The following is a 26,423-nucleotide window of genomic DNA, read 5'->3' as shown; positions in this document are numbered from 1 at the left end:
GCACGTCGCGCGAACCCACCCAGTACATCTGGAAGAACGTCTGCGGGCTGGCCGCCGCGACCTCCTCCACCGCCTTGGAGGCGAAGGAGGACAGCCCCATCGCGATGCCGCGGGCGGCGGCGGCCCGGGCGACGGCGACCTCGCCGTCGGGGTGCACGGCCTGCACCCCGGTCGGGGAGATCATCACCGGCATCGACAGCGGCTGGCCCATCACCGTGGTGGACAGGTCACGCTCGCCCTGCAGCCCGGCCACGTGCGGGGCGAACCCCAGCTCGGCGTAGGCGCGGGTGTTGTCCTCGACGGTGACCCCGCGCTCGGACCCGGCGATCAGCGCGCCGTACACCGACTTCGGCAGCCGGCGCTTGGCCCTGCGCTGCGCCTCGGCGACGGTCTCGAACCAGGGGTTGCTCATGGTGCTCCTTCAGGGGCAGCGCGCGGCGTTGCCCACGGTCGGCGTTGTCCGGACGTGGTCAGCCGCCGGATGGGGGTGGGGGGTGTCAGGCAGGGTGGGTGGGCCGCGTGGGACGTCCCAGCACCTGCGGTCGAGGACTGCGCGGGGCACGTTCGCGAGAACCTGCCAGCTCGTGGAGCGGGCGGCACGACAGCACGGCCTGCTCGAGACAGCGGCCACCGAGGGGTGGGGTCAGTTCGTCGACGCCCACCCCGGGAAGGCGTCCGGCAGGGCGGGCGACGTGGTGGCCCGGGCCGGCACGGTCGCCAGGTCGCGACCTCGGTCGGGCGGTTCGTGGAACGCCGTCGTGCCCGCTGCGTCATCGGCGGGCGGACGCGCGGTCATCGGCTCGAGCTGGAGACGACCGCGTGCTCCCCGGTCTGGAACTGCTGCTCCAGGGACTCCAGGGTGCGGCCCTTGGTCTCGGGGACGAAGCGGCGGACGAAGGCGATGCTGACCAGGTTGACGACCACGAAGAGGCCGAAGGTCCAGGTGGCGCCGACGCCTGCGTTGAGCAACGGGAAAGCGAAGGAGATGAGGGTGTTCGTGGCCCAGAGGACGGCGACGGAGATGCCCATCGCGAAGCCGCGGATGGCGATGGGGAAGATCTCGCTCAGCAGGAGCCACACGCCGATGCCGATGAAGCACTGCACGAAGGCGACGAACAGGACCATGGCCGCGAGCACGGTGTAGCTGGCAGTGGTGGACTGGGGCAGCAGGAAGACCAGGGCCAGGACGGCCTGCGAGGCTGCCACGCCGGTGAAGCCGGTGAGCAGCAGCGTGCGGCGGCGGACGAACCCGAGCAGCCAGATGCCCAGCACGGTCATCGTCACGGAGATGACGCCGACGGCGACGGTCGCGACGAGGGAGGCACTCGCCGCCAGGCCGGTGCTCTCCAGGATCGTGGGGGCGTAGTAGATGACGGTGTTGATGCCGGTGGCCTGCTGGGCGACCGCGAGACCGCAGCCGATCCAGAGCAGCCTCCGCATCCACGGGTTGTCGCGCAGCTGCTGCAGCGCGGCGCCGCGGGCCCTGGCACGTTCCTGGGCGGCGAGCTCGACGATGCTCGTGTACTCGGCTGCGGCTTCGTCGCTGGGGCGGGTCCGCTCGAGGACGGCGCGCGCCTCGCTGTCGCGTCCGCGCAGTGCGTACCAGCGGGGGGAGTCCGGCAGCAGGAGCATGCCGATGAGCAGGCCGATGGCCGGGACGGCGGCGACCAGCAGCATGATGCGCCACACGTGGGTGTCGTCGATGACGGCGTCCAGGACGGCGTTGATGGTGAAGGCCAGCATCTGCCCACTGACGATCATCAGCTCGTTGATGGTGACGATGCGGCCCCGTCGTGCCGCCGGGGACATCTCGGCCAGGTAGAGCGGGACGGTCGCGGCGGCGGCTCCGACGGCCAGGCCGAGGACGATCCGGGCTGCGACCATGACCTCCACGTTGGGCGCCAGACCGGTGCCGACCGCGCCGACGAGGAACAGCACGGCGCAGACGAGCAGGCTGCCACGGCGGCCGAGCTGGTCGGCCAACCGACCGCCGAGGAGGGCGCCGAAGATGGCCCCGAACAACAGGGAGCTGACCACGGTGGCCTCGGACAGGCTGGTGAGGTCCAGGTCGTCGCGCATGTAGAGCAGGGCGCCGGAGATGACGCCGGTGTCGTAACCGAACAGCAGCCCGCCAAGGGTGGCGATGGCGGTGATCCTGCCGAGGCCGGTGCGGGAGCCGTGGGCCTGGGTGGCGGGCATGTAGTCCTCCGCGTCGAGGGAGCAGTGCAGTGGCGCCTGTCACTCTGCGCAGACCATGACCATATGTCAAGACATAAGCATGACTTTAGCGAGAAGAACCTGAGCACGGTCAGAGCGGCCAGCAGGCTCCGGCAGCGGCTGGATCCGCTGAGCTGGGGCAGCGCGCAGGGTGCGTACCTGCCGGGTTGCTCGTCGGCGCCACGAGCGCGTCATGCCAAGGTGCTGACATACGAGCATCGCCGATTCAAGTTCGGCAGTCCTGACAATTGAACGCAATCATGACACGATGATCTGGTGACCGTGGATCTGCAGGACGTGCCAGGCGATGCCGTGGCGCCCGCCAGGTTGATCACCCTGCACGACATCGACCGCACGAGTCCGGTACCGCTGTACTACCAGGTGGCCCAGCGGTTCGAGCGAGCCATCGAGGACGGTGTCATCACCCCGGGGGCGCAGCTGGACACCGAGGTGCAGCTGGCAGCCGACCTCGGCCTGTCCCGCCCCACCATGCGTCAGGCCATGCAGTACCTCGTCGACAAGGGCCTGGTCGTGCGCCAGCGAGGCAAGGGCACCCGCGTCGTGCAGCCCAAGGTGCGCCGCTCCCTCGAGCTCACGAGCCTCTACGACGACCTGGACCGCACCGGGCAGCACCCCACCACCACGGTGCTGTCGTTCTCCACCGGCGCACCCGACGCGGCGGTGCAGAAGGCTCTGCAGCTCGACGCCCGGGACGAGGTGATCTCGGTGGTCCGGTTGCGTTGCGCAGGAGGGCAGCCCATCGCCCGGTTGACCAACCACGTGCCGGCCAGTCGGCTGCAGGTCACGGCGGAGGACTTCCAGAACCACGGGCTCTACCAGATGTTCCGCACCGCGGGCATCGTGCTGCACTCGGCGAACCAGACCATCGGGGCGCAGACCTGCACCCGCGACGACGCGGTTCTGCTCGACCTGGAGAAGGGGGCAGCTCTGCTCACGATGGAGCGCATCGCCTACGACGACCACGGCCTGGCCGTGGAGTTCGGGCAGCACGTCTACGTCGCCACCCGGTACAGCTTCGAGATGAGCCTGCTGGCCACCTGACCCAGCCCGCTCTGCCGCCCGGCTGAGCGGCAGAGCGGGCCAGAAATTCCGACCCGCGGGTTCAGTGCCCGCCGACCCCGCGCCGGGCGGTCACTTCAGCACGACGCCCGCATCGACCCGCAGCTCCAGCCCGGTCACGTAGCGCGCGTCGTCGGAGACCAGCCAGCGCAGCGCCGAGGACGTGTCCCGGGTCTCCATCCACCCGACCGGCAGCACGTGCTGCGGGCGCGAGGCCATCTCGTACTCCTCGTCGGTGGGGGCCGGGTTGTTGGGCAGGAAGAGCTTCTTGTTGGTCTCCGACATGTAGATGGCCGTGTTGACGTTCGTGGGCGACAGGGCGTTGATGCGTACCGAGTGCGGCCCCAGCTCCGCGGCCATCGGCTTGAGCATCCCGACCAGAGCGGTCTTGGCCGCCACGTAGTGGGTGATGTTCTGGAAGCCCTTCGTGGCCCCCGCGGAGGCCACCATGACGATCGCGCCACCGCGGCCGCCGTCGAGGATGTGGGGGGTGGCCGCCCGGACGGTGTGCCACACGCCGGTCAGGTCGACGTCGACGGTGGACTTCCAGTCCTCGAGGCTGATCTCCCAGAACGGCGCCGCGCCCGCGCAGATGCCGGCGTTGGCGACGACGACGTCGAGCCGGCCGAACTGGGCAATGCCCTCGGCCAGCACGGCCTCGACCGCGGCGTAGTCGCGCGCGTCGGCCTCACCGATCACCATCCGGCGGTCGCAGGCCTCGACGAGGGCCTGGGTCTCCTCGAGCTCGGCCCGGGTGGCCATGGGGACGCTGGCGCCGGGGATGTCCTGGCAGATGTCGAACCCGATGATGTCGGCGCCCTCCTTGGCCAGGTCGACGGCGAACTGCCGGCCCTGGCCGCGCGCGGCGCCGCTGATGAACGCGACCTTGCCGGCGAAGCGTTCGGGGTTGAAGACGGGCTCGGACATGCGGGGTGCTCCTGGGTGGACGAGGACGTGCGGGGAAGGGGTGGCGGAGGTGGGGTCCGTGGCCCGGGGGGGCGCCGCGACGGCGCCGCCCCCGGACGTGGCGTCAGGCGTTGGTGGGGAAGCCGAGGTTGAGGCCACCGTGGCTGGGGTCCAGCCAACGGGTGGTGACGACCTTGCCGCGGGTGAAGAAGTGCACGCCCTCGGTGCCGTGGGCGTGGGAGTCGCCGAACAGCGAGTTCTTCCAGCCACCGAAGGAGTAGTAGGCCATGGGCACGGGGATGGGCACGTTGATGCCGATCATCCCGACCTCCACCTCGTTCTGGAACCGGCGGGCCGCGCCGCCGTCGTTGGTGAAGATGGCCGTGCCGTTGCCGTAGGGGTTGCTGTTGACCAGCTCGAGGGCCTGCTCGTAGGTGTCCACGCGCAGCACCGACAGCACCGGGCCGAAGATCTCGTCGGTGTAGACGCTCATCTCGGGGGTGACGTGGTCGAGCAGGGTGGGGCCGAGCCAGAAGCCGTCGGCGCCGCCGTCGGGGGTGACGTCCCGGCCGTCGACGACCACGGCGGCTCCGGCCTGTTCGCCGGCGTCGACGTAGGAGGCCACCTTGTCCCGGTGCACCTGGGTGACCAGGGGGCCCATGTCCGCCCCGCGGGTGCCGTCCCCGGTGCGCAGCGTGGCCGTGCGCTCGACGATCTTGGCGACCAGGTCGTCGCCGACGCCACCGACGGCGACCAGCGCAGAGATGGCCATGCAGCGCTCACCGGCCGAGCCGAAACCGGCGTTGACCGCGGCGTCGGCGGCCAGGTCGAGGTCGGCGTCGGGGAGCACGAGCATGTGGTTCTTGGCCCCGCCCAGGGCCTGCACGCGCTTGCCGGCCTTGGTCCCGGTCTCGTAGACGTAGCGGGCGATGGGGGTCGACCCGACGAAGGACACGCTGGCGATGTCGGGGTGGGTCAGCAGCCGGTCGACGGCGACCTTGTCGCCCTGGACGACGTTGAACACGCCGTCGGGCAGCCCGGCCTCCTTCCACAGCTCGGCCATCCAGATCGAGGCCGAGGGGTCCTTCTCGCTGGGCTTGAGGACCACGGTGTTGCCGCAGGCGATGGCGACGGGGAAGAACCACATCGGGACCATCACCGGGAAGTTGAACGGGCTGATGATCGCCACCGGGCCCAGGGGCTGGCGGACCGAGTGCACGTCCACCTTCGTGGAGGCGTTCTCGGTGAACCCTCCCTTGAGCAGGTGCGGGATGCCGCAGGCGAACTCGGCGACCTCCTGGCCGCGGGACACCTCACCCAGCGCGTCGTCGAGCACCTTGCCGTGCTCGGCGGTGATCATGGCCGCGAGCTCGGGCTTGCGCTCGTTGAGCAGCTCGCGGAACCGGAACAGCACTGCGGACCGGCGCGACAGGGAGGTGTCGCGCCAGGCGGGGAAGGCGGCAGCGGCCGCGGCGACGGCGGCGTCGACGTCGTCCACCGACGCGAGCTGGACCTGGCCGGTGACCTGACCGGTCGCCGGGTTGGTGACCGGCGCGGTGGTGGCCCCGGTCCCGCTGGTGCGGGCCCCGGAGATCCAGTGGCCGATGTGGCCGCTGGGCGCGGCGGTCACTGCGCTGCTGTCGGGGGTGGTGCCCTCGGGGGCGGGAGACGTGCTCAGCGAATCGGTCATGTCAGTCCTTCTGGTGGGTGGGGTGCCGGTCGACCAGGTCGCGGATCGCCTCGAGCATGCGGATGCCGGACTCCCGGGCCTGGTCGTCCCAGCCGAACACGCAGGTGGTGAGCACGCCGTCGAAGCCGTTGGCCGCCAGGGCGTGGAAGAGCTGGTCGAAGTCGACGTCGCCGCGGCCGATCTCCATGTGCTGGTGCACACGGATGCTGTTGCCGGGCGGGTTGGTGATGTAGCGCAGACCGTCGGACGCGCGGTGGTCCATCGAGTCCGCGAGGTGCACGTGGGTCAGCAGCGGGCCGGCGTCGGCGATGATCCCCGGCGCGTCGTCGCCCTGGTGGAAGGTGTGCGGCGCGCAGTACAGGAACGACACCAGGGGGGAGTCGATGCCACGGATCATGTCCAGGGCCGGGCGACCCAGCTCGATGAAGTCGTCCGGGTGCGGCTCGAGGGCCAGTGAGACGCCTTCGCGCTCGAGGACCGGCAACAGCTCCTCCATCGACCGCCAGAACATGCCCTCGGCGGTCTCGGGGTCCTCGGGCCGGCCGTTGAACTCGGAGTTCATCGTGTCCACGCCCAGCTCGACGGTGAGCTCGATGGCCCGCTTCCAGTACCGGACGGCGGCCTGGCGGTGGTCCTCGTCCGGACCCGACCACCGTTGCACCGGCAGCACCGAGGTCACCCCGACGCCGGCGTCGGCCAGCTTGCGGCGGAAGGCCCGCACGGTGGCGCGGTCGACGCGGGGGTGCTTGAAGAACGGGACGAAGTCCTCCCGAGGGGAGAGCTCGATCCACTCGTACCCCATGCCGGCCACCACGTCGGGCAGCTCGAGCAGCGGGGTCGTCCGCAGCATCTGCGGGTCCAGGGCGATCCTCATCGTGTCTCCATCTCCTCCTGGGTGCGGGGCCGGCTGCCCAGGGCCCGGGGGTCGTGGTGGGCCCCGGCGAGCCGCGGTGCACCCGGGGCGGGCATCGCGCTGGGGGTGGCCGTCACCGCTGCGACCCGATCTCCACCGCACGCACGCCGCAACCGGCGATGTGCTGGTGGGTGCGGCGGGCGATGGGCCCGGGCACGTCGGGGGGACAGGGGTACATGTCGTGCTCGACGATCGCGAAGACGTCCAGGCCGAGGTCCTCCACCGCAGCCAGCACCGAGGGCAGGTCGGGCACGCCGCGCGGCGGCTCGGTCATCGCGCCCAACGCGACCGCCTGCGGGAAGGGGATGTCCTCGGCGTGCACGCGCTCCACCACCGCCGGGTCGACCTGCTTGAGGTGGAGGTGGCCGATCCTGTCCGGGTAGCGGCGGATGAGGTCCAGGTTGTCCCCGCCGTAGTAGGACACGTGACCGGTGTCCAGGCAGAGCGGGACGTAGCGCTCATCGGTCTCGGCGAGGAAGCGCTCGATGTCGGCCTGGTGGCCGACGTGGCTGTCGGCGTGCGGGTGGAACGCGATGCTCAGGCCGAACTCCTCCTGGACGGCCCGACCCAGCTGGTCGGTGCCGGAGGTCAGCCGGGCCCAGCCCTCGTCGGGGAGGTCGCGGGACTCGATCGCGGCGCCGGTCTTGTGGTCGCGCCACACGTCGGGGATGACCACCAGGTGCGTGCCGCCCGCGGCTCGGGTCAGGGCGGCGACGTCCTGCACCTGGGACCAGACCGCGTCCCAGGAGTCCGGGCGGTGCAGGGCGCTGAAGACCGTGCCGGCCGAGACCTTCAGGTCGCGCGCGGCCAGCTCGTCGCCGAGCAGCTCGGCATCGGTGGGCAGGTACCCGTAGGGGCCCAGCTCGATCCACTCGTACCCGGCCGCGCTGACCTCGTCGAGGAAGCGCTGCCAGGGCACCTGCTGCGGGTCGTCGGCGAACCACACGCCCCAGGAGTCGGGGGCCGAACCGACCCGGATGCGGGGCCGATTCGCGGTCGAGCTGCTCACGTCTCTCTCCTCGTGGGGGTTCATGCCTGGGGGTCCGACGGCCGGAGGTAGGCCGCCTGCACGGACTTCCACCGGTCGTAGACCACGCGGGCCTGCTGGGTGCTCTCCAGCTCGCTGACCTCGCTGACGGGGACGTCCCACCAGGACTCGCTGCTGGGGGCATCGACGAGGGGGTCGGTCTCGACGTGGACGACGGTGGCGCGGTCGCTGGCCTTGGCCTGGCGGAGTGCGGCCTCCAGGCTCGCGGCGTCGGTGGCCCGCAGGACGTCGAGGCCCAGGCTGGCCGCGTTGGCGGCCAGGTCCACCGGCAGGACGTCGCCGTCCAGGCGCCCGGATGCCGAGCGGTACCGGTACTTGGTCCCGAAGCGCTGGCTGCCCAGCTGCTCGGACAGGGCACCGATGGAGGCGAAGCCGTGGTTCTGCACCAGGACGACGACCACCTTGATGCCCTCCTGCACGGCGGTGACCAGCTCGGTGGGCATCATCAAGTAGGACCCGTCGCCGATCATGATGAACACGTCGCGATCGGGTGCGGCCATGCTGATGCCGATGCCGCCGGGGATCTCGTAGCCCATGCAGGAGTATCCGTACTCGACGTGGTACCCCTTGCGGTCGCGGGTGCGCCACATCTTGTGCAGGTCACCGGGCATCGACCCCGCGGCGCAGACGACGACGTCGCGGGGGTCGGACACCTCGTTGACCAGGCCGATGACCTCGTTCTGGGTCAGGAGACCACCGGCGCCCAGCGGCTCGGCGGGGTGGTAGGCGGCCTCGACGGTGGCCTCCCAGGCCGCCGCCAGGTCGGCGGTGCGCCGCCGGTAGGCGGGGTCGACCGACCAGTCGCCCAGGGCCCGGTGCAGCGCGGTGACGGCTTCGCGGGCGTCGGCCTGCACCACGACCCCGGAGTGCTTGGCGGCGTCGCCGGAGCCGACGTTGATGTTGACGAACCGGACATCCGGGTCGTTGAAGGCCGTGCGGGAGGCGGTGGTGAAGTCCTGGTACCGGGTGCCGATGCCGATGACGACGTCGGCCTCGCGGGCCAGTGCGTTGGACGCCGTGGTGCCGGTCGAGCCGATGGCGCCGGTGGACTGCGGGTGGTCGAAGGGCAGCGCGCCCTTCCCGGCCTGGGTCTGGGCCACCGGGATGCCGGTCGCCCGGGCGAAGGCGTCCAGCTGCTGCGTCGCGTCGGAGTAGATGACCCCGCCGCCGGCGACCACCAGCGGCCGCCGGGCGCTGCGGATGACCTCCACGGCCCGGGCCAGCGCGGCCGCCTCGGGCACCGGTCGCCCGATGTGCCAGGTGCGCTCGGCGAACAGGTCGACCGGGAAGTCGTACGCCTCGGCCTGCACGTCCTGCGGGAAGCACAGGGTGACCGCCCCGGTCTCGGCGGGGTCGGTGAGCACCCGGACGGCGCCCAGCAGGGCACCGGCCAACTGCTCGGGGCGCCAGATGCGGTCGAAGTAGCGCGACACCGGGCGGAAGGCGTCGTTGACGGTGACGTCACCGCTGCCGGGCAGCTCGAGCTCCTGGAGCAGGGAACCGGCGCTGCGGGTGGCGAACGTGTCGGCGGCCAGCAGCAGGACCGGCAACCGGTTGATGGTGGCCAGCGCGGCGCCGGTGACCATGTTGGTCGAACCCGGGCCGACGCTGGTGGACACCGCCCACGTCTGCAGCCGGTCCATGGTGCGGGCATAGGCCACCGAGGTGTGCACGACGGCCTGCTCGTTGCGGCCGAGCACGTACGGCAGGGACCGCGGGCGACCGGCCTCCAGGTCGGTCACCTCGGCCTGCAGCAGTGCCTGGCCGAGGCCGGCGACGTTGCCGTGGCCGAAGATCCCGAAGCAGCCGGCGAACAGGCGCTGGCGCCGCCCGTCGCGCTCGGTGTACTGGGCGGCCAGGAAGCGGACGGTCGCCTGGGCCACGGTGAGCCGCTCCGTGCGCACCTCGGCGGCCGGGGGGATGGAGGAGGTCACGAGCTGGGCTCTCCGTTCGAGGTCGCGTGCAGGGGCAACCGCGGGTCCACGGGCTGCTGGGCCCAGGTGTCGCGGATCCAGGTGTGGTCGGGGTGGTCGACGATGCGCCACGCGCGCTCGGCGCCGGGTCCGGCCATGACGTTGAGGTAGTACAGGTCGTGGCCCGGCGCGGCGATGGAGGGCCCGTGCCAGCCGTGGGGGATCAGCACGGCGTCCCCGGACCGCACCTCGGCCAGCACCTCGATCGGTCGTGCAGGTGTGCCGGTGACCCGCTGGTAGGCCAGGCCCGGCTGCCCCTGCGGGCCCGGTGCGACCTCGTAGTAGTAGATCTCCTCGAGCTCGCTCTCGTGCTCGCTGGTCTCGTCGTGCTTGTGCGGGGGGTAGGACGACCAGTTGCCGCCCGGGGTGATGACCTCGCAGGCGATGATCGAGTCGGCCTCGAACACCCCGGCGGTGCCGAAGTTGTGCACCTGCCGGCTGCAGTTGCCCGCCCCGCGCAGCTCGACCGGGACGTCGGCTGCCGGGCCGTGGCGCACGGGCAGCCGGCGGCGGGCCCGGGCGCCGCACAGCGCGAAGCGCCCGCCGGAGGCGGAGGTCAGCACGGCGGTGGCGCCCAGCGGGAGGTAGGCGAAGTCCGACGGGCCGGCGAAGACCCCGGGGCGGCCGGTGAGCGTGAGCTCGGTGCCCTCGCAGCTGACCCGGCACCCGCCCTGCAGCGGGACGACGAGGACCTCGTCGTCGCCGGTGTCCAGGGTGTGCTGCTCGCCGGGTGACAGCTCGAGGACCCGCAGGCTGGAGTGGGCCCAACCGGCGGACTCGGGGGTGATGGACAGGGCGTAGGGGCCCGCCCCGGAGCTCCCGGCGGGCAGGTGCCGGCCGGGGAAGCCGTGGGGCGGCGGGGGCTGGTTCATCGTCATCCTCGACGGGCCTTCGGGAGGGGTGGTCAGTGGACCAGCGAGACCGCGGTGTCCACGGCGGCGGCGACGTCGTCGTCCGGCGGGTACAGCAGTGTCCGCCCCACGACCAGGCCACGCACCGAGGGCAGCGCGAGCGCGTCGGACCACCGCTGGTAGGTCTCCTGCGGCTGGCCGCTCGGGTCACCGCCGAGCAGCAGCGTGGGCAGGGTGGTGGCGCGCATGACCCGGTCCATCTCGTCGACCACGGGCAGCTTCATCCAGGTGTAGGCACTGCTGGCCCCCAGGCCCTGGGTGATGTGCACGCTCTTGATGACCGCGTCCGGGCTGAGGTCGTTGACCACCCGGCCGTCGCGCCGGGTGGACAGGAACGGCTCCAGCATCGCCACCACACCGGCACGGGACAGATCGGTCACCGCGCGGCCGGCGGCCTCCAGCATCGCCACGGTGCCGGGGTCGTCGACGTCGATGCGGTTGAGCATCTTCGCCGCGTCGAAGCCGGAGTCGACGACGCCCTGGACGTCGTACCCGGTCATGCGGTCATCGAGCTCGAAGCTGGCGCCGGCCAGGCCGCCGCGGTTCATCGAGGCGACGACGACCTTGTCCTCCAGGGCGCCGAGCAGCAGGAGGTCCTCGGCGATGTCGGCGGTGGCCAGCAGGCCGTCGACGCCCGGCCGCGCCAGCGCCGTGCACAGCCGATCGAGCATGTCGTGCCGGTCGTTCATCGCGGTGGGGCGACCCTGCGCGGCCAGCGCCCCCCGCGCCGGGTGGTCGGCGGCGACCAGCATGAGCCGCCCGTCGGCGGGCAGGAACGACGGGCGGCGGGAGCGGCGGGCCAGCGCCTCGCGGATCGCCCAGGGGCTGCGGGCCCGCAGCTCGGTGATCTCGGCGTGGGTGCGGCAGGTCGGGGTCGCCGACGGCAGGGTGTGGACGGTCTCAGACACGGTCGGTGCTCTCCTCGTCGGGTCGTGCGCCGGAGCGGGTGACCAGGTCGGCGACCTGGTCGGCGGTGGGCATGGCGGTCGAGCACTCGAGCCGTGAGGCGACGAGCGCGCCGGCGGCGTTGGCGTTGCGGATGGTGTCGCCCAGGGGCAGCCCGCGCAGCAACCCGTCGATCAACGAGCCACCGAACGCGTCACCGGCTCCCAGGCCGTTGACCACGTGCACCGGGGTGGGCTCGACGACCACCCGTTCGTCGCGGGTCCTGGCCAGCACCCCGCGGGGCCCCTGCTTGACCACGGCCAACTCGACGCCGGCGTCCAGCAGGGCCTCTGCGGCGCGCTCGGGGTCGGTCTCCCCGACCGCCACGGAGCACTCCTCGCTGTTCCCCACGGCCACGGTGACCTGGGCCAGGGCGGCCTGCACCTGTTCGCGGGCGGCTGCGACCGACTCCCAGAACATCGGCCGGTAGTCCAGGTCCAGGACGGTGTGCCGGCGACGGCCCCGGGCGGCCCATGCTGCGTGGTGGGCACTGCGGCTGGGCTCTTCGGACAGACCGGTGACCGTGGCCCAGAAGAGCTCGGCCCCGGCCGCGGCCGACAGGTCCAGGTCCGATGCCTGCACCTGCAGGTCGGGTGCGCCAGGCTTGCGGTAGAAGTACAGCGGGAAGTCGTCCGGCGGGAAGATCTCGCAGAAGGTGACCGGCGTCGGGAACGTCGGGTGGGTCACGACGTGGCCGGCGTCGACGCCGAGGTCGACCAGGGCCCGGCGGACGAAGCGCCCGAACGGGTCATCACCCACCCCGCTGACCAGCGCGGTGGAGTGCCCGAGCCGGGCGGCGGCCACCGCCACGTTCGCGGCGCTCCCGCCCAGGTACTTGCCGAAGGTCTCGACGTCCTCGAGGCCCACCCCGATCTGCTGGGGGTAGACGTCCACCCCACTTCGTCCCATGACCAGGACTTCCGGGCTCGGCACAGCTCCACCTCTTCACGGTTGTGACCACGACCACGTTCGACCGACACTGTGCAGGCCATCCGGTGGGCTGTCAACAGTATGTCCGGACAAGATGTCAACGGGGCAGGCGAGGGGGTCCCGGCAGCCGGGGGGCCCGAACCAGTAGTTCGAGGAAAAGTGCTGACAAAGTCTTGACAGGACATGTCGACACGAGTGTGATGCCGCATGACCGGGATCACACATGACCCAGGTCACCGTCCCAGCCACATCGAGGCCGGCGTCCACGCCCCCCCGCCGCCACCATTGAAGGAGATCGGACCGTGTCGCACGTTCCTCCCGCTCGCCCCCTCGGCCAGGCCCCCCGCTCGGCCACGCTGCGTCGTCGCGGTCCGTTGCTGGCCCTGCTGCCGGTCGCCGCGATCACCCTCGCTGCCTGCGGGGGCGGTGACTCCTCCGGCGGCGGCAGCGCCGCGGGCGGGCTCGACGACGGGTTCGGTAGCCGCAACGAGGCCCGGGCGGTCACCTTCATCGAGTACTACGACCCGTCCACCGACGCCTTCTGGGGACAGATCTCGCAGGGTGCCAGGGACGCCGCCGAGCTCGGTGGCCTCGACATCACCGAGCAGAACGCCGACGGCGACGCCTCGCGCATGGTCGACCTGATCAGCTCGGCCATCGCCACCGACCCGGCCGCCATCTACGTCCCCTTCAACGACCCGGCGTGGGAAGGGGCGGCGTGCGAGGCCGACGCCGCCGGCATCCCCGTCTTCGCCTACAACGTCCCCCCCTCGGAGGCTGCGGTGGACTGCGTCCAGGCGTTCGTGGGTCAGGACTTCACCGAGGTGGGGCGCCTGGTCGGCGAGCGACTGCTGGAGGAGGTCGACCTGCAGGCCGGTGACAAGGTGCTCTGCCCGGCCGAGGAGCCGCAGCAGCAGTACGCCATCCAGCGTGGTGGCGGCGTCGAGCAGGCGCTGGCCGCGGCCGGCGTCTCGTGCACCTACCTGCGCACCGGTGGGGCCGACGAGGAGGCCCTCAACGCCATGACCACCTGGCTCAGCGCCAACCAGGACGTCAAGGCCGTGGTGCCCCTGGGTGGCACCCCCCACCGCAACGCCGTGGCCGCCGAGGACGCCGCCGGTGTCGAGGTGCCCATCGTCGGGTTCGACACCTCCCCCCAGGTGATCGACGGGATCAAGTCCGGGCGGATCATCGCCACGGCCGACCAGCAGGGATACGTCCAGGGCTTCCAGACCGTCCTGCAGTCGACCCTCTTCCTGGACTTCGGCATCGCACCGGCAGACATCAACTCCGGTGGCAACGCGCTGATCGACGAGTCGAACGTGGCCAACCTCGAGGACCCGGAGCTGCAGACGGTCCGCTGGTAGGCCCCTCCTGACCGCGGGCCGCCCGGCCGCAGCCCGGCCGGGCAGCCCGCACCCCAGCATCGACCCGGCGGCGTCGTCCGCCACCTCCGCCGACCACGCGCCGGCCTGAACGGAGTCCCGACACATGAGCACGCAGGCACCCGACAACCCCGCCCCCCCGACGTCCCCACCCGCGGTGGCCAGCCCGGGAACCACCCCGTCCGCCACCCCGGCAGCCGGCGCCCTCGCGCTGGAGGAGCGCACCACCAAGCGGCGGCTGGCCGACAGCCGACCCACCACCCGGCTCGGACAGCTGCGCGAGGACCTCTCCTTCCTGCGCGGCCGCGGCGCCCTCGAGATCGGCGGGATCACCGCGGTCGTCGTGGTCGCCTTCGTCGTGGCGAGCCTGGTCGCACCGGGCGACTTCCCGTTCCTGAACCAGTCGAACTTCTCCGGCGTGCTCTCCCAGAGCATCCCCGTCCTGGCCATCCTGGCCATCGGCGCCGGGGTCCTCATGATCGCGGGCGAGTTCGACCTCTCCCTCGGCGCGGTCATCGGGCTCTCGGCCATCGTCTTCATCCGCGTGTCCAACAGCTCCGGCTGGCCGATCGCGTTCGTCGCGGCGATCGCCGTCGCCGTCGGTGCGGCGGTGATCAACGGGCTCATCGTGGTGCTGACCCGGATCCCGTCGTTCATCGCCACCCTGGGGATGGCGTTCTTCTGGACCGGCGTGAGCATCTTCGTCAACGGCCTGACCCCGGCCGTGTTCAACCCCGGGGTGAAGACCGAGACCATGAACACCCTCTTCGCCGGGGACTTCGGGTGGTGGCGCACGCAGCTGCTCTGGCTCGTCGGCGTCGGCGTGCTGGTGTGGTTCCTGCTCCACCGGCACCGCTGGGGCAACAAGGTCTACGCCGTGGGTGGCAACCCCGCCGCGGCGGCCGCGGTCTCCATCAAGCCGAAGACGGTCCGCCTGCAGGCCTTCGCCTTCATGGGCCTCATGGTCGGGCTGGCATCCGTGCTCATCGCCGTCCGCACCTCGGGCATGCAGCCCGCCACCACCGGCGACTACACCCTGCTGGCGATCGCCGCGGCCGTCGTCGGCGGCTGCTCGCTCACCGGCGGGCGCGGCACCCTGCTCGGGATGATCATCGGCGCCGCCCTCATCCGCCTCATCGAGAACGGCCTCATCCTCGGCAAGGCTCCCGGCTTCTACGTCCAGCTGTTCGTCGGCGTGTCCATCGTCGTGGCCGCCGTGTTCAACAAGCTCATGGAGGGCAAGGCCACATGACCGCCACCCCGACACCCCTGCTCGAGCTGCAGGGTGTGACCAAGCGCTACGGCGCCAACACGGTCCTCGACGACGTCTCGTTCACCATCGGCCGGGGCGAGGTGGTCGGCCTGCTGGGCGACAACGGCGCCGGGAAGTCCACCCTGGTCAAGATCATGTCCGGGGTCGTGCCGATGACCAGCGGTGGGTACGTCTGGGAAGGCGAGCCGGTGGCCAAGGTCACCCGGCCGGAGACCGAGCGGCTCGGCGTCGAGACGATCTTCCAGGACTCGGCACTCATCCCGTCGATGACCATCACCCGCAACATCTTCGCCGGCCGGGAGATCACCAACCGGCTGGGCTTCATGAAGATCCGGAAGATGGACGACATCACCACCGAGATCCTGGACACCGTGGTCTCGATCGAGGGCATCAAGAGCGCCAAGCAGCTCGTCGGCTCGTTGTCCGGTGGTCAGGCCCAGGCCGTCGCCATCGCCCGCGCAGTCCACTTCAAGCGGTCGTTGCTCATCCTCGACGAGCCGACCAGTGCGCTGGCCGTCCGGGCCACCGAGGCACTGCTGAACTACCTGGTGGCACTCAAGGGCGAGGGGGTCAGCTCGGTGCTGGTCACCCACAACCTCCACCACGCCTACCAGGTCTGCGACCGGCACATCGTGATGAACCACGGTCGCAAGATCCTCGACACCCGGCGGGAGGACACCAGCGTCGAGGAGCTGACCGCGGCGGTCGTCGAGGGCGCCGAAGGGGTCGAGCGGTTCCGTCTGGACAAGCCGTTGGCCCAGGCCTGACCCGCGCGGAGCCCCAGACCGGCGGCCACGGACGGGGCTCCGCGCGCTGGTTCTGCCCGGTCCCCCGGGTCCTCGCCGGGGGACCAGTGCGGGCACTCCCCGTCGGCGGCGGACCCCCGACCCGTGGGCCGTCGTCGCCGTCCGGCACGCGGGTGGGCGGGAGCTACCGGGCCCCGGTGGGGCCGCCGGCGGAGCGGCCACGGCGACGGTGCTTGGGCCGGGCCGAGTCGCCGTGCGGCGGACCGGCGTCCGAGCCGCGGCCCCGCGCACCGCGGTCGAACGCCTGGGGGTCGGTGCGACCGCCGGCGCCGACGTCGGACCTCCGCGGCGAGCGTCCCCCGGCACCCCGGCCGGTGGACGACGACGCGGCGGCGCCGCGGCCGGACGAGGGCGCACCGGAGCCCGAGCGGCCGGCCGAGCGCGGCGGGCGGCGGTCGGACGACGTCCGGCCCGACGGGCGGGTGCCGCAGTCGCGGCAGGTGGTGAACCAGGGCGCGATGCCCACCCCGCAGGAGGTGCAGCGGGCCGCGGCGGTCAGCGTGATCGCCTCCGGCAGCAGCTCGGTGATCCGGGCCGCACAACGTTCCTCGACGTCGGCGGCGTCGTCGCTGGTCAGCCCGGCGACGCCGGGGAACGAGCGGAGGAGGGTCTGGGCCTCCCTGGCCTGGGCAGCGGCCAGCTCGTACTCCTGCACGGTGGTGCCGCGCGGAACCGGCGGCAGGACGAGCTCCCGGGGGACCGCCAGCCCGGCCTGGTGCTGCAGGGCAGCGCGGGCCAGGGCCAGCCAGCGCACCTTGCGCGGCGGGTCGTGGTCGATGGCCAGGTTGACCAGCCGCCAGACCGTCCACAGGTCGGTGGCCAGCGGGCCGCGCAGCATCGGCAGCAGCGCGTGCACCCGCAGCACCAGGCCGCTGACGTCGTCGGGGGTCATGGCCTCGGTGCGGGTGGCGCTGCGTGCCCACACCGACCAGCGGTTGAGTGCCTCGGGCAGGTCCACCGGCTCGAACGCGCCGAGGTCCTCGAGCTCCGGGCGCAGCCGCGGCTTGCGGTGGGGGAGGTCGCTCATCACGTCGCCGCGCGCGACGGCGGCACCGGCGGCGACCAGCGAGGGCATCGGCCTGAGCCCGGAGATGCCGCCCAGGACGCCGACCTGGCCGTGCCCGGTGAGCCCGTAGCGCCCCGCTCGGCCGGCGATCTGCGCGGCCTCCCAGGTGCGCAGCGGGCGCATCTCGGTGCCGTCGAACTTCTGCGTCTCGGCGAACAGCACCGTCGTGGCCGGCACGTTGATGCCGTGGCCGATGACGTCGGTGGTCACCAGCACCTCGAGCTCACCGCGGGTGAACCGGGCGATGACGTCGCGCCGGGTGGCCGGCGGCAGGGCGCCGTAGAGGACACCGACCTTGCCGCGGCGGTGCGGGTCCAGCTGCGCGGCCACCGAGTACACGGTCCTGCGCGAGAAGGCGACGACGAGGGTCTGCGCGCGCACCTGCGCGGGCTTCACCGGCGCGGGAAGCACGTCGAGGCGGGAGAGCCGCTTGTGGTTGACGACCACGACCTGCTCGGCGTCGGCCACGAGCGGCTTGAGCAGCAGCAACGCCTCGGCCGCGGAGATCAGGTGCATCTCGCGGTACTCGCCGGTGAGCAGCAGCCGGGCCCAGTGGTGGCCGCGGTCGGGGTCGGCCACCCAGTGCGACTCGTCGAGCACCAGCAGCTGGCCGCGCGGCGGGGCCTTCTCCACCGTGCAGCAGACGATCGGCGCGTGCGGGTCGATCTCCTCCTCACCGGTGGAGAGACCGACGGAGCCCGGGGGCAGCTGCTCGGCGAGCTTGGCGTAGGCCTCGTGCGCCAGCTGGCGCAGCGGGGCGGCGTACACGCCCGAGCCGGCGGCGGCCAGCGCCTGCAGCGACTCGTAGGTCTTGCCGGAGTTGGTGGGACCGAGGTGGAACACGACGTGCTCGGGCCGGGTGGTGCGCACCGGCAGGGCGGGCTCGGCCCCGTCGACCCAGGTCTGCTGGGCGGTGCGCTCGGCGCGGTTGCGGGCCGCCTGCGCCGAGGTGCGCTCACCGGGGATGCGCACGCGGCGGCGGGCGGTGGGGGAGGGAGGTGTCACGGTGTCCTTCGGGTTCTGGGGGCGGCCGGCGCAGGTGCGCAGCGGGACCTCGCCACGGGCAACAGCGGCCGCGGCCGTTCTGTGCCCGACTCCACGGTCGCACACGACCCCACCCCAGGGGGTGAGGGACGCCGTCGAGCGCAGAGGAGAGCTCCGACCAGCGCCGATGCCGTCGGGGTGCAGCCAGTCACCCACCCGTCGCCGCCGGTGCCCCGCGCACCGTGGGCGCGTCGGGGCCCGGCCTGGTCGCGCCCGCTGCGCCCCGGGCTGACCCGCACGGTGACCGTGCCGCTGCTGCTGGCCGGTGCCGTGCTGCTGACGGCGGCCACGGCGCTGCTCCCGCGCGCCGCCGGGTCGGGCTGGTCCTGGGCGCTGGGCGCCGAGCTGCTCGTGCACGGCCTGCTGGTCTGGGTGGCCCCGGTCCGCACCGCGCTCGGTGACCTGGCCGCGGCCTCAGCTGCGGTGGCCGCCACCGTGGCCATCGTGGCCGGCACCCTGCTGGTCGGCCCCGGTCAGCACGGCTGGGCGATCCTGCTCTGCATCCCGGTGCTGTACGCCAGCAGCCACTTCCGCCGCGGGTTCGCCGTCGTCGTCACCCTGCTCGGCTGCCTCGGCGGCGCCGTGGTGCTGGTGGACACCCGCCCCGGTTCCCGCATCGTCCTCGCCGTCGACGCCGTGCTGGTCGGCAGTTCGCTGCTGCTGCTCTGCGGCTCCGTCGTGCTGGTCATGGAGCACCTCGGGCGGCTGGTCGCCGAGCTGGAGCGGGCCGCTGCGGTCGACGGGTTGACCGGCCTGGTCACCCGCCGGGTGCTCGACGCGGCGCTGGCCGCGTCGCTGTCCACCGCCCGCACGACCGTCGGCACGGCCCTCGTGCTGGTCGACCTCGACCACTTCAAGGCGGTCAACGACCGGCACGGACACCCGGTGGGGGACGCCGTGCTCCGGCACGTCGGCGAGGTGCTGGCCGCGGCCGTGCGCAGCACCGACGCGGTGGTGAGCCGGTTCGGGGGTGACGAGCTGGCCGTGCTGCTGCCCAGCTGCCCGGTGGCCGTCGCCCGCGCCCGGGCCGGTGACCTGGTCGCGGCGGTGCGCGGTGCGCCGCTCGTGCTGGAGGACGGGACGACGGTGCCACTCAGCGTCAGCGTCGGGGTGGCGCACGCCCCCCAGCACGCGGCCGACGTCCGCTCGCTGTACTCCGCTGCCGACGCGGCCCTCTACGTCGCCAAGCGAGCCGGTCGCGACGGCTTCGCGGTGGCGAGGGCCTGACCGCTGCCCCCAGCGCACGCGGAACGGCGGGGACCGCGTTCGCGGCCGCTGTCCGCGGCACCGACACCGGTCAAGGTGGCCCAGCCCCACCTCGGCCGCGTCGAACGGCTCGCCGGCGACGCTGATCCGGTCCTGCGGGGGTCTGCCCCCCGACCGGGTGAGGTGGCCTGAGGTCGGGGTGCCGATCGGCCGATGGTCGGGGCGTGCAGGTACCCGGGGGACTGAGGGCGCGCGAGCCCGTCGCGGCGGCGCGGTCGGCGGCGACGCTGACCATGTTCAGCGGTCTGGTGCTGCTGCCGTGGGCGCTCTTCCTGCCACCGCGCCTGGACCCGGCCCCGATGGCCGGCTGCGTGCTGGTCTCCGCCGTCCTGTTCGCGCTCTCCTGGGCCCTGGCCCGGGGAGACGCCGACCGCCTCGACCGGGGCGGGGCCATGCTCGCCGTCCCCTTGTTCGGGTCCGGGGTCGTGGCCACCACCAACTTCATCACCCAGGACGCCTCGGCCGCCAGCCAGATCTTCCTCGTCGTCCCGTTGCTGCTGGGCGCCACCCAGCTGCGCGGGCCCGGCGCGCTGCTGACCGCCGTGTCCGGGGTGCTGGCCTGCGGCACGACCACCGTGCTGGTCAACCCGACGGCGCAGGGCGCCACCGACGCCCTCGTGGTGGGGTCGGCCATGCTGGCCGTGACGGTCGTGCTGGTGCGGGCGGGCGACCGCCGCGACCAGGCCTTCGCCGACGTGCACCAGCAGGCCAGCTCCGACGGCCTCACCGGCCTGCTGCGCCGCCGTGCCGTGGACGGTGCCCTCGGTGCGGCCCTGGGGCGCGGCCAGGTCGCCGTCCTCATGGTCGACGTCGACGGGTTCAAGCAGATCAACGACGTGCACGGTCACCTGGTGGGCGACGACGCGCTGGTGCACCTCGCCGAGGTGCTGCGCGGCCAGGTGCGCCACGACGACTGCGTGGTCGGGCGGCTCGGCGGCGACGAGCTGGTGATGGTGCTGCCCGGCTGCGCCCGCGAGGGGGTCGCCGGCCGCGCCGCCGACCTGGTGGCCGCGGTCCGGGCCGCACCGATGGCCCTGGCCGGGGGCGGGCAGCTGCCGCTGACGGTCAGCGTGGGTGCCGCGCACGCCCCCTCGGACGCCGGTGACCTGCCGGCGCTGTACGCCGCCGCCGACGCCGCGCTCTACCGCGCCAAGCGGGCCGGCCGCGACCGCTTCGCCATCGCCTCCTGACCGGCTCAGCGCGGGCGGAGGACACGCAGCAGCGTGCGCGGGGTGAGCCGGCCGTCGGCCAGGCCCAAGGCGACGACGTCGTCGAAGACCCGCTGGTCAGCCGCCGCCGCGCCGAACGCGGCGTCCATCAGCCACGGTCGGCTGCTCAGCCGCGAGGCCGTGGTCGAGTGCCGCAGGTGGGTGCCCAGCCGCCCCGCCAACGCCCGCCGCAGCACCCGGCCGGCCTGCGCCCCGTGGGCGGCGGCCGCGCCGGCGAACGCCCCGGAGAGCACCGCGTAGAAGATGCCCTCGCCGGTCAGCGGGTTGATCAGCGACGCCGCGTCGCCGGCGAGCAGCACCCGGCCGTCGGGCTGGCGCGGCCGCCCGGTGGACAGCGGCAACCGGTGCGCCCGCAGCCCCTCGGGCTCGACCCCCGGCAGCAACCGGTGCAGACCCTCGACCAGCCCGGCGCGGGTGGCGCCGGCGCTGACCAGCTCGCCGTAGCCCACGTTGGCCCGGCCGTCGCCGAGGGGGAACGACCACGCGTACGCCGGCCAGCGCTGCTCGGTCGTCGTGATCACCTGCACGCCGTGCTGGCCCGCCCGGGCGTAGCCGCGGATGGCGACGGCCAGCCGGTCGGGACGGTTCGGCCCGATGCCCAGGGCCCGCCGCACCACCGACTCGGCACCGTCGGCCCCGACCAGCACGCCGGCGGTGAGCACGCCGTCGATGTCCACCCCGTGCGGCCCGGGGACGACGCGCCGCACGGTGTGCCGCCGCAGCTCGGTGCCCGCGGCCAGGGCGGCGTCCAGCACCCGGCCGTCGAGCACCGCCCGGGGGACGACGACGGCCGGCCGGTGCATGGTGCGCTCGACGGTGCGGCCGGCCGGGGAGGTCAGCCGCAGCCGGGGCACCGCCGGGTAGCCGCGCGTGATGGCCGCGACGTCGGCCCCCAGCGCGGCGAGGACGTCGAGCGCCTCGGGTGCGACGCCGTCCCCGCACACCTTGTCGCGGGGGAAGGCGGCCCGGTCGAGCACCAGCACCGAGGCGCCGTGCCGGCGGGCCGACAGCGCCGCGGCGGCCCCGGCCGGTCCGCCGCCGACCACGACGACGTCCCACCAGGTCCGCGCCGACGCCACGCCCCGACGGTAGGCGTTCAGAGGCGGGCGGGCTGGGTCAGCACCGAACGCCAGGTGTCCCGGTCGTGGTCGACGGGGGGCGTGGCGGCGAGGAAGTCCAGGAGCACCGCGGCGAACCGGTCGGGTGCGCTCAGGTGCGGCCAGTGCCCGGCGCCCTCGAACAGCTCGACCTGCGCGCCGCGCACGGTGCGGGCCACGGTGTGGGCGTGCGCGACCGGGATGATCCGGTCACGGGTGCCCCACACGACCAGCGTGGGCAGCTCGGCGGCCAGGTAGAGCCGGTCGAGCGAGGTCACGGCCTGGCCGTGCACGTCGGCGACGCTGCGCAGCGTGCGCAGAAGCGCCGTCCGGGCCTCGGCGTCGCGGAGCTCGAGGAGGGCCTCGCCGGCCTCGGCGAGGTCCTCGGCCTGCTGCCAGCCGAGGGCCGAGCCGGCCCGGCGCAGCGCGGCCAGCCCGGTGCGCAGCGGCCACGGGGCGTCGGTCAGCAGGTCGAGCACGAGGTCGGCGCCGGGCAGCGTGGCCAGCCGCAACCCCAGCGACAGCTCGGGGCCCAGCCCGCCGCTGGACACGAGCACGAGGCGCTGGCACCGCTCGGGGAACTGGTAGGCGATGCCGCCGCCCAGCGAGTGGCCCACCACGGTGGCCCGCTCGATGTCGAGCACGCTGAGCAGGTCGCGCATGCCGTTGGCGTAGCCGGCCACCGAGTAGTCACCGCGCGGCTTGTCGGAGTCGCCGTGCCCGAGCAGGTCGGGGGCGATGACGGTGTGCTGCTCGGCCAGGCGGTCGAGCACGCCGGCCCAGGTCTGCGCGCTGTTGCCGATGCCGTGCAGCAGCAGGACGGCGGGACCCGACCCGGCGGTGACGAAGGCGCGCGTGTGCCCGTGCACCACCCGCACCTGGCGGGTCAGCCGGGTACCCACCGACCCAGTGCAGCACGGCGGTGTTCCGGGCGGGTTTCAGGACCGGCGGGCCCACTTGCGCTCGGGGTGCCGGTAGCCGGCGACGAACTCCAGGACGGCGTCGGCGGTGTGCACCACGCCGAGGGCGTCGAGGCGGCGGCCGTCGAGGTAGCCGTCGTCGACCATGCGGCGCAGCTGGAGCACCAGCGGCTGCCAGAAGTCCTCGATGTCGAGCAGCAGGGTGGGCTTGGCGTGCAGGCCCAGCATCCCCCAGGTCCAGGCCTCGAAGAGCTCCTCGAGGGTGCCGGCCGCCCCGGGGAGGGCGACGAACGCGTCGGCGAGTGCGGCCATGGCGGCCTTGCGCTCGTGCATGGTCTGCACGATGCGCAGGTCGGTGAGCCCGGGGTGGGCCAGCTCGTCGTCGACCAGGTGCTGCGGGATCACCCCGACGACCTCGCCCCCGGCCGCCAGCGCCGCGTCGGCGAGGACGCCCATGAGCCCCGCGCGGCCACCGCCGTAGACGATGCCCACCCCGGCCCGGGCGAGGGACTCGGCGAACGCGGCGGTGGCGTGCTGGTGCGGGGGCGGGCCGAGCTGCGACCCGGTGAAGACGGCGATGCGCATGGCGGTGAGGTTGCCATCCCCCCGCGCGCCCCCGGACCGCGCACCTCCGCGGCCCGCGCCCAGGCCGCGCCGCCCGCCGCCCCGGCCGCACCCGCCGCGCCCCGGCCACCCCGCATGGGAGCCCCTGCACCCGGTGACGGCGCTCGTCAGCGGGTGCAAGGGCTCCCATGCCTGCCCGGGGCGGGCCCGAGGCGGGCCCGAGGCGGGCCCGAGGCGGGCCTGAGGCGGGAGGCGGGGGCGGGCGCGGGGTGTGGGATCGGCGAGGTCAGCCGGCGGGCTTGCCGTAGGCGCGCGTGACCCACTCGGCGATGCAGACCGGCTTGTCTCCGCCCTCGCGCTCGATCACCACGGTGATGGTGTTCTGCACCCCGCCGGCCACCTCCTCGACGTCCTTGAGGGTGGTGGTGGCGCGCACCCGCGAGCCCACCGGCACCGGCGCGGGGAAGCGCACCTTGTTCAGGCCGTAGTTCACGCCCATCACCGAGTCGCTGATCGTGTAGGTGGCAGTGGCCAGCGGCACGGCCAGCGACAGCGTCATGAACCCGTGCGCGATCGGCCCGCCGAAGGGGCTCTCGGCCTTGGCCCTCTCGACGTCGACGTGGATCCACTGGTGGTCGTCCGTGGCGTCGGCGAAGGTGTTGACCGCCTCCTGGGTGATCTCGTACCAGTCGCTGGTGCCCAGCTCGGTGCCCTTGAGGCCGGGCAGCTCGGCGAGCGTGGCGGTGGTGGTCATGCGTCCTCCTCGGTGGGCACGTAGGCGTGCCGTAGGTCGGGTTTGCGGATCTTGCCGGTTGCGGTCTTGGGCAGCTCGGCCACCCACCGCACCTCCTTGGGCACCTTGAACCCCGCCAGCCGTTCGCGCAGCGCGGCGCGCACGCCCTCGCCGTCGGGATCGGTTCCCGGGTCGAACCCGGTGGCCGGCACCAGCACCGCCAGGCCCACCTCGCCCCAGTGCTCGTGCGGGATGCCGATGACCGCGGCCTCGCCCACCTGCGGCAGCTCGCGCAGGGCGGACTCCACCTCGGCCGGGTACACGTTCTCCCCGCCGGAGATGATCATGTCCTTGTACCGGTCCCGGATGTAGAGGTAGCCGTCCTCGTCGACCGAGCCGGCGTCCCCCGAGTGGTACCAGCCGTCCCGGACCACCTCGGCGGTCGCCTCGGGTGCCTCCCAGTAGCCGGCCATGATGTTCGCGCCCGAGAGCACGACCTCACCGACCTCGCCGGGCGCGCACTCGGTGCCGTCGGGCCGGACCACCCGGACGTCGACGAAGAACTGCTGCTTGCCGGCCGAGCCGACCTTGGCCACGGCGTCGGCGCTGTCGAGCACGGTGCCGGCCGGCGCGGACTCGGTCATGCCGTAGGCCTGCTGCACGGTGACCCCGCGGTCGAGCCACCTGCGCAGCACGGGCAGGGGGAGCGGGGCCCCGGCGGCGCCGATGGTGCGCAGCGCCGACAGGTCCAGGGTCGCAAAGCTCGGCTGCTTGGCCATCGCGTCGAGCATCGTGGCGACGGCGAAGAACGACGTCACCCGCTGCTCGGCCATGACCTGCAGCGTGCCGGCCGGGTCGAACCCGCGGACCAGGACGACACAGCCCCCGCGCAGCAGCGTGGGGTTGAGCGTGCCGTTGAGCCCGCCGATGTGGAACAGCGGGGCCAGGCCCATCGTGCGCTCGTCGGGGGTGAAGTCGAAGCCCAGGATCTGGTTCAGGCAGGACCAGGTCATGTTGCCGTGGGTGAGCAGAGCGCCCTTGGGCCGTCCGGTCGTGCCGGACGTGTACATGATCAGGCAGGGGTCGTCGTGCGTGACCACCTCGTCGCGGGCGGCCGGCTCGGCCGCGGCGGCCCTGGCCTGCCAGTCGTCGGCGCCCTCGGCCGGTTCGGCCGAGACCCACGCCCGCACCTGGGGCAGCTCGGGGCGCAGGGTCGCAGCCGTCCCGGCGTGCTCGCGACCGTGGACGACGACGGTGGTGCCCGAGTGCTCGAGCACGTACTGCGCCTCGGCTGCCGAGAGCCGGGCGTTGACCGGCACCCAGACCGCGCCGAGCTGGCCGCAGGCGTAGAGCGTGTGCAGCGCGGTGGGGTGGTTGGCCCCGAACCAGGCCACCCGGTCGCCCTTCTGCACACCGAGGTCGGCCAGCGCGGCGGCGGCCCGCCGCACGTCGTGGGCGAAGTCGGCGTAGGTCGACGTCGTCCCCTCGAACCACAGGGCCGGCTTCTGCGGGGAGATCCGCAGCCGGCGCTCGGGCCAGCCGCCCAAGCCCTGGTTCCTCACCGCAGCCCCAGGGCCCGGATGGCGTTCTCCTTGAAGATCAGCGGCTTGACCTCGGGCTTGATCTCCAGGGTCTCGAAGTCGGCCATCCAGCGCTCGGGGCGCAGCAGGGGGTAGTCCGAGCCGAACAGCACCTTGCGCTTGAGCAGACCGTTGGCCGCCTTGACCAGCTGCGGCGGGAAGTACTTCGGCGACCAGCCCGACAGGTCGATGTAGACGTTGGCCTTGTGGGTGGCCACCGAGATCGCCTGGTCCTGCCACGGCACCGAGGGGTGGGCCATGATGATCGTCAGGTCGGGGAAGTCTGCCGCGACGTCGTCGAGCAGCATCGGGTCGGAGTAGCGCAGCTTGATGCCGCGCCCGCCCGGCAGACCGGCGCCGATGCCGGTCTGCCCGGTGTGGAACAGCGCCGGGACACCGAGGGACTGGATCTCCTCGTACAGCGGGTAGACCGCGCGGTCGTTGGGCGCGAAGGCCTGGATCGACGGGTGGAACTTGAACCCGCGGACGTCGTGCTCGGTCACCAGCTTGCGGGCGAGCTGGACCCCGGCAGCACCCCGCGCCGGGTCGACCGACCCGAAGGGGATGAGCACGTCGGGGTGCTGCGCGGCGAGGTCGGCGATCTCCTCGTTGGACAGCGCCGGGTGCCCCGTGGCGTGCTCGATGTCGACGGTGAACACGACCGCGGCCATGTTCTTGGCCCGGTAGTCGGCGGCGATGTCGGGCACCGTGGGGTCGTAGGGGTCGCCCTTGAAGTACTTCGAGGCGGCCTCGTTGAGCTCGTCGTCGAGGGCCTTGTGGCCGTGGGTGTCGGCGTGCACGTGGGTGTGCACGTCGATGGCGACCAGGGCGTCGAGGTCCAGCTGCA

24 protein-coding genes are annotated in these 26,423 nt (G+C 73.1%); 6 read left to right on the top strand and 18 right to left on the bottom strand.

Annotated features, from left to right (window positions below; translation table 11 throughout):
* The 3 genes from TEK04_RS14325 to TEK04_RS14315 all read right to left on the bottom strand — a co-directional run.
* On the bottom strand, nt 1–412 hold a 412-nt coding region (locus tag TEK04_RS14325; protein ID WP_336405024.1), incomplete at its 3' end, for an alpha-hydroxy-acid oxidizing protein.
* 231 nt (nt 413–643) lie between these two features.
* Nucleotides 644–796, bottom strand: coding sequence for a hypothetical protein (locus tag TEK04_RS14320; protein ID WP_336405023.1), 153 nt, complete (start codon nt 794–796; stop codon nt 644–646).
* Nucleotides 793–2,199 (bottom strand): sugar porter family MFS transporter, encoded by a 1,407-nt coding sequence (locus TEK04_RS14315; RefSeq protein ID WP_336405022.1) that lies wholly within the window; start codon nt 2,197–2,199, stop codon nt 793–795. Before TEK04_RS14315 ends, TEK04_RS14320 begins: the two co-directional genes overlap by 4 nt.
* A gap of 294 nt (nt 2,200–2,493) precedes the next feature.
* Between TEK04_RS14315 and TEK04_RS14310 the strand changes: the two genes are divergently transcribed.
* Complete coding sequence (locus tag TEK04_RS14310; protein WP_336405021.1) at nt 2,494–3,279, top strand: GntR family transcriptional regulator; 786 nt, start codon at nt 2,494–2,496, stop codon at nt 3,277–3,279.
* A gap of 90 nt (nt 3,280–3,369) precedes the next feature.
* Here the strand turns inward: TEK04_RS14310 and TEK04_RS14305 are convergent, their stop codons facing one another.
* The 8 genes from TEK04_RS14305 to iolC form a co-directional block, all read right to left on the bottom strand.
* Nucleotides 3,370–4,224 (bottom strand): mycofactocin-coupled SDR family oxidoreductase, encoded by an 855-nt coding sequence (locus TEK04_RS14305; protein WP_336405020.1) that lies wholly within the window; start codon nt 4,222–4,224, stop codon nt 3,370–3,372.
* Between the two features lie 103 nt (nt 4,225–4,327).
* Nucleotides 4,328–5,893 (bottom strand): CoA-acylating methylmalonate-semialdehyde dehydrogenase, encoded by a 1,566-nt coding sequence (locus TEK04_RS14300; RefSeq protein WP_336405019.1) that lies wholly within the window; start codon nt 5,891–5,893, stop codon nt 4,328–4,330.
* Nucleotide 5,894: 1 nt separating this feature from the next.
* Nucleotides 5,895–6,767 (bottom strand): sugar phosphate isomerase/epimerase family protein, encoded by an 873-nt coding sequence (locus TEK04_RS14295; protein ID WP_336405018.1) that lies wholly within the window; start codon nt 6,765–6,767, stop codon nt 5,895–5,897.
* A gap of 112 nt (nt 6,768–6,879) precedes the next feature.
* The gene (locus tag TEK04_RS14290; RefSeq protein ID WP_336405017.1) at nt 6,880–7,815 is read right to left on the bottom strand and encodes a sugar phosphate isomerase/epimerase family protein; all 936 of its coding nucleotides are present in this window, start codon (nt 7,813–7,815) and stop codon (nt 6,880–6,882) included.
* A 20-nt stretch (nt 7,816–7,835) separates the two neighbouring features.
* Nucleotides 7,836–9,788: a 3D-(3,5/4)-trihydroxycyclohexane-1,2-dione acylhydrolase (decyclizing) gene (gene iolD, locus TEK04_RS14285; RefSeq protein ID WP_336405016.1), complete on the bottom strand. Its 1,953-nt coding sequence runs from the start codon at nt 9,786–9,788 to the stop codon at nt 7,836–7,838.
* Nucleotides 9,785–10,699 carry a 5-deoxy-glucuronate isomerase gene (iolB, locus tag TEK04_RS14280; protein ID WP_336405015.1) on the bottom strand — a complete coding sequence of 305 codons (915 nt, stop codon included), beginning with the start codon at nt 10,697–10,699 and terminating at the stop codon, nt 9,785–9,787. Before iolB ends, iolD begins: the two co-directional genes overlap by 4 nt.
* A 32-nt stretch (nt 10,700–10,731) precedes the next feature.
* Complete coding sequence (locus TEK04_RS14275) at nt 10,732–11,646, bottom strand: class I fructose-bisphosphate aldolase (RefSeq protein WP_336405014.1); 915 nt, start codon at nt 11,644–11,646, stop codon at nt 10,732–10,734.
* Nucleotides 11,639–12,616, bottom strand: a complete 978-nt coding sequence (gene iolC, locus TEK04_RS14270; protein ID WP_336405013.1) for a 5-dehydro-2-deoxygluconokinase — start codon at nt 12,614–12,616, stop codon at nt 11,639–11,641. The genes TEK04_RS14275 and iolC overlap by 8 nt, the downstream gene beginning before the upstream one ends.
* 299 nt (nt 12,617–12,915) lie before the next feature.
* Here iolC and TEK04_RS14265 point away from each other — a divergent pair, with 299 nt between their 5' ends.
* From TEK04_RS14265 to TEK04_RS14255, 3 genes are all read left to right on the top strand, one after another.
* Complete coding sequence (locus tag TEK04_RS14265) at nt 12,916–13,980, top strand: substrate-binding domain-containing protein (RefSeq protein WP_336405012.1); 1,065 nt, start codon at nt 12,916–12,918, stop codon at nt 13,978–13,980.
* A gap of 124 nt (nt 13,981–14,104) precedes the next feature.
* On the top strand, nt 14,105–15,250 hold the full coding sequence (locus TEK04_RS14260) for an ABC transporter permease (RefSeq protein ID WP_336405011.1): 1,146 nt from the start codon (nt 14,105–14,107) through the stop codon (nt 15,248–15,250).
* Entirely contained in the window at nt 15,247–16,038 is a 792-nt protein-coding gene (locus tag TEK04_RS14255; RefSeq protein WP_336405010.1) for an ATP-binding cassette domain-containing protein, read from the top strand. Before TEK04_RS14260 ends, TEK04_RS14255 begins: the two co-directional genes overlap by 4 nt.
* 163 nt (nt 16,039–16,201) lie before the next feature.
* Here the strand turns inward: TEK04_RS14255 and TEK04_RS14250 are convergent, their stop codons facing one another.
* Nucleotides 16,202–18,148 (bottom strand): helicase-related protein, encoded by a 1,947-nt coding sequence (locus tag TEK04_RS14250; RefSeq protein WP_336405009.1) that lies wholly within the window; start codon nt 18,146–18,148, stop codon nt 16,202–16,204.
* Between the two features lie 207 nt (nt 18,149–18,355).
* Here TEK04_RS14250 and TEK04_RS14245 point away from each other — a divergent pair, with 207 nt between their 5' ends.
* Together TEK04_RS14245 and TEK04_RS14240 are read left to right on the top strand one after the other, a co-directional pair.
* Nucleotides 18,356–19,414: a GGDEF domain-containing protein gene (locus TEK04_RS14245; protein ID WP_336405008.1), complete on the top strand. Its 1,059-nt coding sequence runs from the start codon at nt 18,356–18,358 to the stop codon at nt 19,412–19,414.
* 203 nt (nt 19,415–19,617) lie between these two features.
* Nucleotides 19,618–20,643, top strand: a complete 1,026-nt coding sequence (locus tag TEK04_RS14240; protein WP_336405007.1) for a GGDEF domain-containing protein — start codon at nt 19,618–19,620, stop codon at nt 20,641–20,643.
* Nucleotides 20,644–20,648: 5 nt separating this feature from the next.
* Here TEK04_RS14240 and TEK04_RS14235 read toward each other — a convergent pair whose 3' ends face one another.
* From TEK04_RS14235 to TEK04_RS14210, 6 genes are all read right to left on the bottom strand, one after another.
* Complete coding sequence (locus TEK04_RS14235; RefSeq protein WP_336405006.1) at nt 20,649–21,761, bottom strand: NAD(P)/FAD-dependent oxidoreductase; 1,113 nt, start codon at nt 21,759–21,761, stop codon at nt 20,649–20,651.
* Between the two features lie 17 nt (nt 21,762–21,778).
* Entirely contained in the window at nt 21,779–22,681 is a 903-nt protein-coding gene (locus TEK04_RS14230) for an alpha/beta fold hydrolase (protein WP_336405005.1), read from the bottom strand.
* Between the two features lie 36 nt (nt 22,682–22,717).
* Complete coding sequence (locus tag TEK04_RS14225; protein ID WP_336405004.1) at nt 22,718–23,284, bottom strand: LOG family protein; 567 nt, start codon at nt 23,282–23,284, stop codon at nt 22,718–22,720.
* Nucleotides 23,285–23,549: 265 nt separating this feature from the next.
* The gene (locus tag TEK04_RS14220) at nt 23,550–24,017 is read right to left on the bottom strand and encodes a MaoC family dehydratase (protein ID WP_336405003.1); all 468 of its coding nucleotides are present in this window, start codon (nt 24,015–24,017) and stop codon (nt 23,550–23,552) included.
* Nucleotides 24,014–25,543 carry an acyl-CoA synthetase gene (locus TEK04_RS14215; RefSeq protein ID WP_336405002.1) on the bottom strand — a complete coding sequence of 510 codons (1,530 nt, stop codon included), beginning with the start codon at nt 25,541–25,543 and terminating at the stop codon, nt 24,014–24,016. Before TEK04_RS14215 ends, TEK04_RS14220 begins: the two co-directional genes overlap by 4 nt.
* An 11-nt stretch (nt 25,544–25,554) precedes the next feature.
* Complete coding sequence (locus tag TEK04_RS14210; protein WP_336405026.1) at nt 25,555–26,418, bottom strand: amidohydrolase family protein; 864 nt, start codon at nt 26,416–26,418, stop codon at nt 25,555–25,557.
* Nucleotides 26,419–26,423 lie beyond the last annotated feature (5 nt).

The sequence above is a fragment of the Klenkia sesuvii genome (genome assembly GCF_037083825.1).
Taxonomy (GTDB): Bacteria; Actinomycetota; Actinomycetes; order Mycobacteriales; family Geodermatophilaceae; genus Klenkia; species Klenkia sesuvii.
This window is presented reverse-complemented; position numbering and strand designations above follow the sequence as displayed.

Bases quoted from the DNA above. Each gene is read 5' to 3' on its own strand.
- TEK04_RS14255 (WP_336405010.1), top strand. From the start codon at position 15,247: ATGACCGCCACCCCGACACCCCTGCTCGAGCTGCAGGGTGTGACCAAG.
- TEK04_RS14300 (WP_336405019.1), bottom strand. From the start codon at position 5,893: ATGACCGATTCGCTGAGCACGTCTCCCGCCCCCGAGGGCACCACCCCC.
- TEK04_RS14220 (WP_336405003.1), bottom strand. From the start codon at position 24,017: ATGACCACCACCGCCACGCTCGCCGAGCTGCCCGGCCTCAAGGGCACC.
- TEK04_RS14320 (WP_336405023.1), bottom strand. From the start codon at position 796: ATGACCGCGCGTCCGCCCGCCGATGACGCAGCGGGCACGACGGCGTTC.
- TEK04_RS14315 (WP_336405022.1), bottom strand. From the start codon at position 2,199: ATGCCCGCCACCCAGGCCCACGGCTCCCGCACCGGCCTCGGCAGGATC.
- TEK04_RS14260 (WP_336405011.1), top strand. From the start codon at position 14,105: ATGAGCACGCAGGCACCCGACAACCCCGCCCCCCCGACGTCCCCACCC.
- TEK04_RS14295 (WP_336405018.1), bottom strand. From the start codon at position 6,767: ATGAGGATCGCCCTGGACCCGCAGATGCTGCGGACGACCCCGCTGCTC.
- iolB (WP_336405015.1), bottom strand. From the start codon at position 10,699: ATGAACCAGCCCCCGCCGCCCCACGGCTTCCCCGGCCGGCACCTGCCC.
- TEK04_RS14225 (WP_336405004.1), bottom strand. From the start codon at position 23,284: ATGCGCATCGCCGTCTTCACCGGGTCGCAGCTCGGCCCGCCCCCGCAC.
- TEK04_RS14305 (WP_336405020.1), bottom strand. From the start codon at position 4,224: ATGTCCGAGCCCGTCTTCAACCCCGAACGCTTCGCCGGCAAGGTCGCG.